The 12154-nt window shown below is 43.8% G+C and carries 6 protein-coding genes; all 6 read left to right on the top strand.

All coding sequences use genetic code 11. From position 1 onward, the window contains the following. The first annotated feature begins 274 nt into the window (after positions 1–274). The 6 genes from A3GS_RS13155 (at position 275) to addA (ending at position 11814) form a co-directional block, all read left to right on the top strand. Positions 275–409, top strand: coding sequence for a hypothetical protein (locus A3GS_RS13155; protein ID WP_018363464.1), 135 nt, complete (start codon positions 275–277; stop codon positions 407–409). Between the two features lie 288 nt (positions 410–697). Then, positions 698–2617 (top strand): ABC-F family ATP-binding cassette domain-containing protein, encoded by a 1920-nt coding sequence (locus A3GS_RS0100450; protein ID WP_018363463.1) that lies wholly within the window; start codon positions 698–700, stop codon positions 2615–2617. Further along, the gene (locus A3GS_RS0100445) at positions 2617–3471 is read left to right on the top strand and encodes an Rgg family transcriptional regulator (protein ID WP_156808851.1); all 855 of its coding nucleotides are present in this window, start codon (positions 2617–2619) and stop codon (positions 3469–3471) included. The genes A3GS_RS0100450 and A3GS_RS0100445 overlap by 1 nt, the downstream gene beginning before the upstream one ends. Before the next feature lie 93 nt (positions 3472–3564). After that, positions 3565–4764: an MFS transporter gene (locus tag A3GS_RS0100440; RefSeq protein ID WP_018363461.1), complete on the top strand. Its 1200-nt coding sequence runs from the start codon at positions 3565–3567 to the stop codon at positions 4762–4764. 146 nt (positions 4765–4910) lie between these two features. Continuing rightward, positions 4911–8177, top strand: a complete 3267-nt coding sequence (gene rexB / locus A3GS_RS0100435) for an ATP-dependent nuclease subunit B (protein WP_018363460.1) — start codon at positions 4911–4913, stop codon at positions 8175–8177. Further along, complete coding sequence (gene addA, locus A3GS_RS0100430; RefSeq protein WP_018363459.1) at positions 8167–11814, top strand: helicase-exonuclease AddAB subunit AddA; 3648 nt, start codon at positions 8167–8169, stop codon at positions 11812–11814. Before rexB ends, addA begins: the two co-directional genes overlap by 11 nt. Positions 11815–12154 lie beyond the last annotated feature (340 nt).

The following is a 12154-nucleotide window of genomic DNA, read 5'->3' as shown; positions in this document are numbered from 1 at the left end:
GCGTGGTTTTAGAGCTGTGCTGTTTCGAATGGTTCCAAAACTTTCGTTGCGATAGGGTGCGTTGTTGAAATGTTTTAGAGCTGTGCTGTTTCGCATGGTTCCAAAACAGAATGATGTAACATAACGAACACGTTGTAAGGAGCTACCAAAATGATTGAAGCTATAGTATATTTTCTAGCAGTGCTTTTCTTTGTTATCTATCCTATATTTACTATAATAATGCTCATTGTGTTGCCTGTGCTTATCATTATCAAAATAGTAAAAGGAGAATAAAATGAACAAAAAAGAAGAATTAATAACCCAGCTTTTAAGTTTTAGAGCTGTGCTGCTTCAAATGGTTCCAAAATTTATTGTTGTTATCAACGGTAATCTTGAGACAAAACGGGTCATTGTCAACTATAGTGTGTGACTATGACTAAGTGCGAGAGTATCAGCTGATATCTCTTTTCTACCATTTGTCAAGCCTATCAAAGCTGTGGAATAAAAATATTGGTAGAGTAAAATAAGTTGTGTAAATACAAAAGGAATGAATTTATAGTAGTAACTGATTAAAACTAGAATAGTTACAGAAAGATTCATTCTTACGTCTTAACTGTTTCATTTTATATGGGGTGGGACTGGTATTGTCTCATACTCTTTCTTTTGTTTATTAAGAATTCTTCTAGTGAAAAAGCCAAGCTTTTGATACAATAGTAGCATGATTATACTTAGCGGAAATAAAATTGAGCGCTCATTTTCTGGTGATGTGCTCTTTGATAACATTAATATTCAGGTGGGGGAGCGCGACCGCATTGCTTTGGTTGGCCGAAATGGTGCAGGCAAGTCGACTCTTCTCAAGATTTTGGTTGGTGAAGAAGCGCCGACGACTGGTGAAGTTAATACCAAGCGCGATCTGGTCCTGTCTTACCTAGCTCAAGATGGCCGTTTTGAGTCTGATAATACCATCTTTGACGAAATGCTACATGTTTTTGATGACCTGCGAGCTACTGAAAAGCGCCTACGTGACATGGAGCTACAGATGGCAGAGCTATCAGGTAGTGATTTTGACAAACTCATGGCTGACTACGATCGTCTGTCGGAGGAGTTTCGTTCCCAAGGTGGTTTTACCTACGAATCTGATATTAAAGCTATTCTCAACGGTTTTAAATTTGATAAATCCATGTGGGACATGAAAATAGCAGAGCTGTCAGGTGGGCAAAATACCCGCCTGGCCTTAGCCAAGATGTTACTAGAAAAGCCTGAACTGCTGGTTCTGGATGAGCCTACCAATCACTTGGATATTGAAACTATTGCTTGGCTGGAAAATTATCTGATTAATTATCAAGGCGCTCTCATCATTGTCAGTCACGACCGTTATTTCCTAGATAAAGTGGCAACAGTCACATTAGATTTAACAAGGCATTCCTTAGACCGCTACGTGGGCAATTATTCTAAATTTATTGATCTCAAAGCAGAAAGATTAGCAACTGAAGAAAAGAATTTTGATAAGCAGCAGAAGGAGATTGCTAAACTAGAAGACTTTGTCAATCGCAATCTTGTCCGTGCATCAACAACCAAGCGTGCCCAAGCTCGCCGTAAACAGTTGGAGAAAATGGAACGTTTGGATAAACCGCAGGCGGCGCAGAAATCAGCCAATATGACCTTCCACGCCGACAAAGTCTCAGGCAATGTGGTTTTAACTGTGCTGGATGCAGCCATTGGCTACGATGGTGAGATTCTAGCGCAGCCTATTAGCCTGGATGTCAAAAAATTTGATGCTATTGCTATTGTGGGGCCAAATGGGATTGGGAAGACAACTTTTATCAAGTCTGTCGTGGGACTCATCCCCTTTATCAAGGGGAGTTCGGCCTACGGTGCCAATGTTGAGGTTGGCTACTATGACCAAACACAGACTAATCTGACCCGAACCAATACTGTCTTGGACGAACTCTGGAATGACTTTCCAACCACTCCTGAAGTTGAGATTCGCAACCGATTAGGGGCCTTTCTCTTCTCGGGTGACGATGTCAAGAAGTCTGTTGGCATGCTATCTGGTGGGGAACGCGCCCGTCTTTTGCTTGCTAAACTCTCTATGCAAAACGATAACTTCCTCATTTTAGACGAGCCCACCAACCACTTGGACATCGACAGCAAGGAAGTGCTAGAGAATGCCCTCATTGACTTTGATGGCACCTTGCTCTTTGTTAGTCATGACCGCTATTTCATCAACCGTGTGGCCACTAAGGTGCTGGAAATCTCCGAGAAAGGCTCAACCCTTTATCTGGGTGATTACGATTATTACTTGGAGAAAAAAGCAGAGCTGGAAGAGCTGGCTCGCCTGCAGGCTGAAGAGGTAGACAGCAGTAACCAAGCCCCTGTTGACACAACTAGCGCTAGCGATTATCAGGCACAAAAAGCCAATCAAAAAGAAATCCGCAAAATTACCCGCCGAATCCAGCAAATCGAAGCGGAGTTGGAAACCATTGAAGCGCGTGAAGCAGAAATCCAAGACCTCATGCTAGCCACCAACGATGCTAGCCAACTCATCGATCTCCAAACGGAGCTAGACGATATCACTGCCCAGCAAGAAAGCCTTATGGACGAGTGGAGCGACCTCGGCGAGCAAGTGGAGGGGTGATTATGTCTTACGGGGCTATTTTCAAGGAGTGTCGGCTGAATCGTGGCTTTTCTCTCAAGCAGGTAGCTAATCAGGATTTATCAGTTTCTCAGCTTTCACGCTTTGAGCGAGGAGAGTCGGATTTATCTTTAGAGAAATTTATGTCTGCGCTTGAGGCCATTGGGTTAACCATTAGTGAGTTTATGGACAAAGTCAATCACTTTCAGAGAGATGATCAGAGACAATTGATGTCTCAAATGGCTCGTCTTCATTATGCCAAGGATGTGGCTGGTTTAGAAGAGCTATTAAAGACAGAAGAAGCTAAGTTGGCAGCAGATGCTACTGATATACGTGCTAAGTTGAATGTTATTCTCTTTAGAGGTATGATTTGCCAATGTGATGAAGGTCGTCAAATGGTTCAGGAAGACTTAGATTTCCTGTCTGATTATCTTTTTCAGAAAGAAGTATGGGAGATTGCGGACATCATTCTGATTGGTAATTTTTATACTTTCTATTCAGTTGATTTTATGGCGCGAGCAGCGAAAGAAATCCTAAAGAATATGGTTGTTTATGGTGAGCACTCTACTTATAGAAATCTCGTTGAAGTGCTGATGCTCAATATGATGGAAATTTGTACTGAGCGTGGTGCTTTAGTGAAAGCAGATTTTTTCCAAGCGGAGGCTGAGAAATTGTTGAGGAATGAACGTCATATGTATCACCGCATTATTTTTCTCTTTGAAAAGGGGTTTCTACGATACGCCAAAGGAGACCAAGCTGGTATCAAGGATATGGAAAATGCCATTTTTTGCTTTGAAGTAACGGGTTCTCATCATCATGCTCAGCATTATCGCGATTATATGAAAAAACATTGTTGAAAATTCCCAAATACGGGAATTTTTTTCGTTTTTCTCAAAACTTCCTTATACTAAAGTAAAAGGTTTATTTTCAAAGAGTATTAGGAGATTTTTATGTTATCAAATGGTGTTAAACTGATGGCTAGTCGAGCTATTAATAAACTTGGGGATGTTCTTTATGATTATGGCAACAGTAGCTGGATTGCGTCCATGGGGATTTTGGGGCAGCGTATGCTGGGTGTTTATCAGATAGCGGAATTACTGGTCTCTATCTGTCTTAATCCCTTTGGCGGGGTGCTTGCAGATCGTTTTAAACGTCGAAAGATTCTCCTTTGGACAGATGGTCTTTGTGCTTTGCTTTGTTTTAGTTTATCTTTTATCACAGATAAAAAGCTGATGCTATACGGATTGATTCTAGCCAATATGTTGCTGGCTATTTCTAACGCCTTTTCTAGTCCAGCTTATCGTGCTTACACACCTGAGGTTTTGGATAAGAAGGAATTGGTCTCTTACAATGCCAATCTGGAGTCCATTGTTCAGGTTATCAAGGTTAGTTCTCCCATACTTGGTCTAGTGATTTATCAGCAGCTGGGTATTAGACCAACTCTCTTTATCGATGGATTGACCTTCCTGTTATCCTTTTTCTTTCTCTATCAGATTAAACATGAGGATTATGCGGGAGTTGATCGAGAGCATAAGCCGCTAAATACCAAGAGCATCCTAAAAGATATCTGGGAAGGACTACGTTACATTATGGCGGAGAAAGAGATCTTTTTCTTATTGTTAATGGCAGCGCTGGTTAATATTTTTCTAGCCATGCTGACTTACCTTTTGCCATTTGCACCGAGATTATTTGGACAGGCTGGCGCTTATGCCACCATTTTGAGTTTGTCAGCCTTGGGCGCTATTTTAGGTGCAAGTCTAGCAAAGAAAGTCCCCAATACCATGATAGCTTTGCTATGGATGCTGGGTTTGAGCGGCTTAGGAATTATTGTGATGGCTCTCTCTCCTTTGCTTCATCTACCAGTTTACGCTAGCTATAGCGGTGCTCTTCTATACAGTTTATTTGAAACCATTTTTAATATTCATTTTTTCAGTCAGGTGCAGCAGCGCGTGGCAAATGAATACATGGGACGTGTCTTTTCAACCATTTACACTATTGCCATTCTTCTTATGCCACTTGGAACTCTCAGTATGACTATCATAAAAGAAAGTGTTTCAGCCTACAGTTTTATTTTCGTTGGCTTTGCAGTTTTTATTTTGGCCATGGTAGGACTCGTCTATGTCAAATTAACTTTTAAACACTCGAAATGAGAAACTAGATTCCTAGTTTTTTATCTCAGTTTTAGCTTAATTCTAACCAAAGTCTATCTATTCTCCGAAGCTCTGTTTTGGAACTGAATTTGTTATAATAGAGAGAGTTAATCGTTTGTAAGGTAAAGAGGAGTATAACAAGTCTTATGAAATTACTCTATACAGATATTCAGTTTGATATGACGGAGATTCTTGTCAAAGAGGCTGCGCAGGCGGCTAAGCTTGGCAGACGTGTTTTTTATATTGCGCCTAACTCGCTATCTTTTGAAAAGGAGCGGGCAGTGCTGGAGGCCTTGCCAGAGCAGGCTTCGTTTGATATTACTGTTACTCGTTTTGCTCAGATGGCGCGCTATTTTGTGCTCAATGGTCCTAGGCAGCAAGAAAGTATTGATGATAATGGCTTAGCCATGATTTTTTACCGCGCTTTGTCTAGCTTTTCAGACAAGGAGCTCAAGGTTTTTGGTCGTCTTCGTCAGGATGCCAATTTCATTAGCCAGCTGGTTGACCTATACAAGGAACTTCAAACTGCTAACATGACCGTTTTAGATTTGACCAATCTTGATTCACCGCAGAAGCAGGATGATTTACTGCTGATTTTTGCCAAGCTTGAGGATATTCTGAGACGAGGTGGCTATGACAATCAGAGCAAGCTCGCCTTTTTTGCTCAGCAGGTTGAAGCAGGACATTTGGACAAGGAATTGACTAATCTGACCCTTGTCATTGACGGGTTTACCCGTTTTTCGGCTGAAGAAGAAGCTTTGGTGACCCTCTTGCACAAGCATGGTGTGGAGCTGATTATCGGTACTTACATCAGTCAAAAGGCTTACCGCGCTAGCTTTGCCATGGGCAATGTCTATCAAGCTAGTCTAGATTTTATGATAGGTTTGGCAGGGACATTTGGCAGCAAACCCCTTTATGTGGAATCTAGTCAAGCTAGTCTACCTGCTTTCTCTCACCTGTCCAGGCTTTTTGAAGGACGACATGATTTTATGGGGAGCGACTTACTTTTATCAGCTGAGGACAAGCAACATATCAGTATTTGGCAGTCCATCAATCAGAAAGAGGAAGTGGAGCATGTGGCTAAGGCCATTCGTCAGAAGCTTTATGATGGCTACCGCTACAAGGATATGCTGGTGCTGTTGGGAGATGTAGATGCCTATCACTTGCAGATTGGTAAGATTTTTGATAAATACGAGATTCCTTATGATTTTGCTAAGTCTGAAACCATGAGTGCTCACCCGCTGGTTCATTTTGTGGATTCCTTGGAGCGGGTCAAGCGTTATAATTTCCGGACTGAGGATGTCATGAATTTGCTCAAGTCAGGTCTTTATGGCAGGCTGTCGCAGGATCAGCTGGATAAGTTTGAACTCTATGCCATCTATGCCGACATCAAGGGACAATCCAAGTTTTTCAAGGATTTCACCATCAGTAAGGCTGGGAAATTTCATCTGCCTAGCCTTAATACATGGCGAGAAGAGCTGATGGCACCTCTACAAGAACTTTTCAAGGCTAGAAAGCAAAAGGGGGACAGTCTGCTTAAAAAATTCAATACCTTTTTAGAGGCTATTTATCTGCCAAGTAACTTTGCGACTTTAGCTGAGAGTGTTTCTGAGAGGGAAGCTGAAAAGCATGAGCAGGTTTGGAAGACTTTTACTCATATTTTAGAGCAATTCCACGAGATTTTTGGTCAGGAAAGCCTAACTTTGGATGAATTTTTATCGCTTCTGAGAAGCGGGATGCTGGCTGCCCAGTATCGGACAGTTCCAGCTAGTTTGGATGTGGTGGCTGTCAAGTCCTACGACTTGGTGGAACCGCACAGCAATCAATTTGTCTTTGCTCTGGGCATGACCCAGTCTCATTTTCCAAAATTAGTACAAAATCGCAGTCTGATTTCTGATGATGAACGAGCACGTATCAATGAAAGCAGTCCTGAGCATAGTCGCTTTGACATTGTCAGCAAGGAAAATCTCAAGAAAAATCATTTTGCTGCCCTGTCTCTGTTTAATTCAGCTAAGGAGGAATTGGTCTTAAGTCTCCCTCAGATTTTGAATGAGACTGAGGACAATACTTCTTCTTATTTGCTGGAGTTGATTGAGATGGGAGTTCCAGTCATCGAAAAAGGTCGTAATGCCGGCTCAAACAAGCCAGAAGATATTGGCAACTACAAGGCTCTCTTGTCTCAAGTTATCGAATTGAACCGCTCTGCTATTGACCAGGAAGAGAAGCTGAGTAAGGAAGAGCAGACTTTCTGGTCGGTGGCTGTGCGCTATCTGCGTAAGAAATTAGCTAGTCATGCTATCAGTATTCCCGAGGTGAATGACGGTATGGAGACAAAAACTGTCGCTCGCTCTGTCATGGCTGCTCGTTTTCCAGACGATGAACCTCTTCGTCTATCGTCATCAGCCCTGACCACTTTTTACAACAATCAGTACCTCTATTTCTTGCAATATGTGCTGGGCTTGCAGGAGGTCGAGACGATTCATCCTGATGCCAGAAATCATGGAACCTATTTGCATCGCGTTTTTGAGCTAGTCATGAAGGATCAATCTCAGCAATCTTTCGACCAAAAGCTGGAGCAGGCTATTTCGGCAACTAATCAAGAGGATAGTTTTAAAATGGTCTACGAAGAAGACCAAGAGAGTCGCTATGCGCTGGAGGTCTTGGAAGATATTGCTAGAAGCACGGCAACCATTTTAAAAAATGATGCTCAGATTCAGGTAGCTGGTGAAGAGGAACCTTTTGAGCTCATGCTAGGCAATGCCGTCGCTATCCGCGGGATTATTGATCGCATTGATCGTCTGCCAGATGGCAGTCTAGGCATCGTGGACTATAAGTCCAGCAAGAATACCTTTGACATAGGCCGTTTTTACAATGGTCTCAGTCCTCAGTTGGTGACCTATGTGCAGGCTTTGTCGGCTACTAAGCAGCTGACAGACATCCAAAAAATTTTTGGTGCCATGTATTTGCATATGCAGGAGCCTAAAATTGACCTAGCTAACAGCAGATCCTTAGACAAGATTCCAGAGGCATTACACAAGGAATTGACCTATAAAGGACTTTTCCTAGATGAAGAGAAAGCTTATCTGGCTAATGGCAACTACCATCTCAACGATTCGGTTTACAACCAAGAAGAGGTTGATCTTTTGTTGAATTACAACAGACAACTCTATCTGGATGCGGCCAAGCAAATTCGTCAGGGGCATTTTCTGATCAATCCTTACACGGATGATAGCAAGTCTGTTCAAGGAGAGCAGCTCAAGGCTATCACCCACTTTGAGGCGGACCGTCACATGCCCTACGCCCGTAAGCTCTACCATTTACCGCGCAAAGAAAAACGCCAAGGTTTCTTGACCTTGATGCAGTCCAAGATTGAGAAAAAAGACAGTGAGGAGGATGATGATAATGACCTTTAAGCCTTTTTTGACGGCTGAGGAGATAGCAGAGCTGCAAGTAGCAGAAGCTCAGTCTGACAAGGCACAGAAACGCACACCCGAGCAGATCGAAGCCATCTACAGCCAAGGTAATAATATTTTGGTCTCTGCCTCTGCTGGTTCGGGAAAAACCTTTGTCATGGTTGAGCGTATCTTAGATATGGTGATGCGTGGTGTCAGTCTCGACCGCCTGTTCATCTCCACTTTTACGGTCAAGGCGGCTGGTGAGCTGAAAGAACGTTTGGAAAAGCAAATTAGCCATGCTCAGCAGGAAGCCAGCAGCAAGGAGGTCAAGCAATTTTTGACCGAGCAATTAGTGGCAATCCCCCTAGCCGATATCGGTACCATGGATGCCTTCACGCAGAAACTGGTCAATCAATATGGCTATACGCTAGGTATCTCACCAAGTTTTCGGATTATGCAGGACAAGAGTGAGCAGGATATTCTAAAAAACGATGTCTTTGCGGACTTGTTTGCTGATTACATGATTGGACCTAGCTCTGCCATTTTTACAAAACTAGTCAAGAACTTCGCGGGCAATCGCAAGGATAGCAGCAATTTCCGCAGTTTGGTTTATAAGATTTATGATTTTAGTCAGGCGACAGACAGCCCTAAACGCTGGCTGCAAGAGACTTTTTTGCGTGGCGCTCAGACCTACACGGATTTTTCAGCCATTCCTGACCAAGAAGTGTCAGACTTTCTGACCTGTCTGCACGACACAGCTGATGCCTTGCAAGACGTGACGGATTTAGAGGATTACAAGCAGGTCACGGCCAAAGGGACACCGACTGCTGCTTATAAAAAGCACCTCAACATGATTGATAAACTGCACGATTGGGCATTGCATTTTGACAGCCTTTATGGGCGCCAAGGCTTGGGGCGTTTGGCAGGAGAAGTAGCAGACTTAATACCTTCTGGTAATGATGTGACGGTGGCAGGTGTCAGATACCCTGTTTTCCGCAGCTTGCATGGACGTCTAGCAGGACTCAGGCATCTGGAAACCATTTTCAACTATCAGGGGCAAAGTTTGCCGCTTTTGGAAACCTTGCAAGCTTTCATGTTAGATTTCTCGGCGCAATATTTGCAGGCCAAGATGCAGGAAAATGCCTTTGAATTTTCAGATATCGCCCACTTTGCCATTGAGATTTTGGAGGAAAACCCTGACATCAGGCAGCTTTACCAAGACAAGTACTATGAGGTCATGGTGGATGAGTATCAGGATAATAACCATACTCAGGAGCGCATGCTGGAGCTGCTCTCCAACGGTCATAATCGCTTTATGGTGGGGGATATTAAGCAGTCTATTTACCGTTTTCGTCAGGCAGATCCGCAGATTTTTAATGCTAAATTCAAGGATTTCCAAGAACACCCTGACCATGGCAAGCTTATCTTGCTCAAGGAAAATTTCCGTAGTCAGTCAGAAGTGCTGGACAGCACCAATAGTGTTTTCAGTCATCTGATGGATGAAGCTGTCGGAGAAATTCTCTACGATGACACCCATCGTTTGGTAGCTGGTAGCCCTAAGCAAAAAGAAGCCCATCCTGAAAATGAGACCCAACTCCTCATTTACGACAGCCAAGATAATCAGGGCGATTCGGATTTCAATCTAGAAGACGGAGCTGAACCCATCAGTCTGGGGGAGGTCAAGCTGGTTGCTAAGGAAATCATCCGCCTTCACAATGAAGAAGGCGTTAAGTTTGAAGATATCACGCTCTTGGTCTCCTCTCGCACCCGCAATGATGGCATTTTGCAGACCTTTGACCTCTATGGCATTCCGCTGGTGACAGACGGTGGTGAGCAGAACTACCTCAAGTCGGTTGAGGTCATGGTCATGCTGGACACCCTGCGAGCTATTGACAATCCTCTCAATGACTACGCCTTGGTGGCTCTCCTGCGTTCGCCTATGTTTGCCTTTGATGAGGATGACCTAGCTCGGCTGGCTCTGCAAAGCCGTCCTGACCGCCATCAGCAGAATCTCTATGAAAAAATGCAGAATGCTAGGTCTGGCAAGGGGCAGCAGGCAGACTTGATGACGCCAACCTTGACCGCCAAACTTGAGGCTTTCTTTGATACCTTCCTGTCTTGGCGCGATTTTGCAAAATGGCATGCGCTTTATGATCTGATTTGGAAGATTTACAATGACAAGTTCTACTATGATTATGTGGGTGGATTGCCCAAGGCTGAACAAAGGCAAGCCAATCTCTATGCCCTAGCCCTGCGTGCCAATAATTTTGAAAAGACTGGGTTCAAAGGTTTAGCACGCTTTATCCGTATGATTGACAAGATTTTGGAAAATCAAAATGACTTAGCTGACGTGGAAGTTGCCCTGCCAAAGAATGCCGTCAATCTCATGACCATTCATAAGTCCAAGGGGCTAGAATTTAAGTATGTTTTCATTCTCAATATTGACAAGAAATTCAGTATCCAAGACATGACCTCACCCCTCATTTTGTCGCGGCAAAATGGGGTGGGAATCAAGTATCTAGCTGACATGAAAGAAGAACTTGGCGAGCAGCTTCTGCCGACAGTTAAGGTGAGCATGAACACCCTGCCTTATCAGCTCAATAAACGAGAGTTGCGCTTGGCTACCTTGTCTGAGCAGATGCGTCTGCTCTATGTTGCCATGACACGGGCAGAAAAGAAACTCTATCTGGTGGGTAAGGGCAGCAAGGACAAGTTGCTTGATGCTTATGATGGCAGGCGCGAGCAGCAGCACCTGCCTGTGGCTGACCGCGAGCGTTACCTGTCCTTCCAAGACTGGTTCTTGGCTATTGAGCAGGCCTTCGGTCGAGAAACTCTGTCTATCAAGACGACCTTTGTGACGGATGGGGACTTGACTGAGGATAAGATTGGCCAACTAAAAAAGGCTAAGGCTTTACATCCTGATGATCTCAAGGATAATCGTCAGTCTGCTGATATTGTGCGTGCGCTGGACATGCTGGAAGCTGTCGATAAACTCAATCACAAGTATCGCGCAGCTATTAACCTGCCGACTGTACGGACACCTAGTCAAATCAAGAAGCTTTATGAACCTGTCATGGATGTAGAGGGCGTGGAAATCATGGAGAAGGGCCATCAGACCAAGACAAGTTTTGCACTGCCAGACTTTTCAAAGAAAAAGAAAGTGGCGTCTACCGAGCTGGGCTCTGCTGTCCACGAACTCATGCAGCGTCTGGACCTCAGCCAGCCTGTCAGCTTGGCGGCTATCGTGGCTGCATTGGATCAGCTTCCTGTTGAAGAGGAGGTCAAGAAGGCTATTAGGTTGGAGAAGATTATGGCTTTTTTCCAAGGCAGCCAACTAGGTCAATTGATTCAAGAGCAGGCTAACAAGGTTCACCGTGAAGCACCCTTTGCCATGCTCAAGGAAGACCCCGAAAGTGGGGAGCAGTTCGTCGTACGTGGGATTATTGACGGCTATCTGTTGCTAGAAGACCGCATTATCCTCTTTGACTATAAGACCGACAAATTCACCAATGCTCAGGATATTAAACAACGCTACCAAGGGCAAATGGCTCTTTATGCGGAGGCTCTCCAAAAATCCTATGCAATTTCCCAAGTGGATAAATATCTGATTCTGCTAGGTGGCGAGCAATTGGAAGTTGTTGAAGTGACAGATTGACTTAGTGGTCATTTTGACAGCAAGCTAGACCAATAGCTCCGCAGTCAAGTCTAAAATTTGAGAAACTTCAAGAATCTCCCTAGTTTTAGATAATACTAGGGAGATTTTTGATGAGGGGCATCTTTTTCTAACAGTTCTAGATAATTGTCAATACATTTGATGAATTGGAGAAAGGTGTTTGTGCCTGCTCAGTCATTTTTTAGCTCCCTCACTGCCAGTCAAAGGCTAATTAACCGAATTTTTAGTCAGCCGCCAGCCATTGGGAAGCTGGAAACTGAGTTTTCAGGGGCTTAACTGATTTATCTAAACCAAATGACAGCTTTTCCTAGGTCGTTCCACA

This window comes from Streptococcus caballi DSM 19004 (assembly GCF_000379985.1).
Lineage (GTDB): Bacteria > Bacillota > Bacilli > Lactobacillales > Streptococcaceae > Streptococcus > Streptococcus caballi.
This window is presented reverse-complemented; position numbering and strand designations above follow the sequence as displayed.

Coding starts and splice junctions, on each gene's coding strand:
- rexB (WP_018363460.1), top strand. CDS start 4,911: ATGAAATTACTCTATACAGATATTCAGTTTGATATGACGGAGATTCTT.
- A3GS_RS0100440 (WP_018363461.1), top strand. CDS start 3,565: ATGTTATCAAATGGTGTTAAACTGATGGCTAGTCGAGCTATTAATAAA.
- A3GS_RS0100450 (WP_018363463.1), top strand. CDS start 698: ATGATTATACTTAGCGGAAATAAAATTGAGCGCTCATTTTCTGGTGAT.
- A3GS_RS13155 (WP_018363464.1), top strand. CDS start 275: ATGAACAAAAAAGAAGAATTAATAACCCAGCTTTTAAGTTTTAGAGCT.
- addA (WP_018363459.1), top strand. CDS start 8,167: ATGACCTTTAAGCCTTTTTTGACGGCTGAGGAGATAGCAGAGCTGCAA.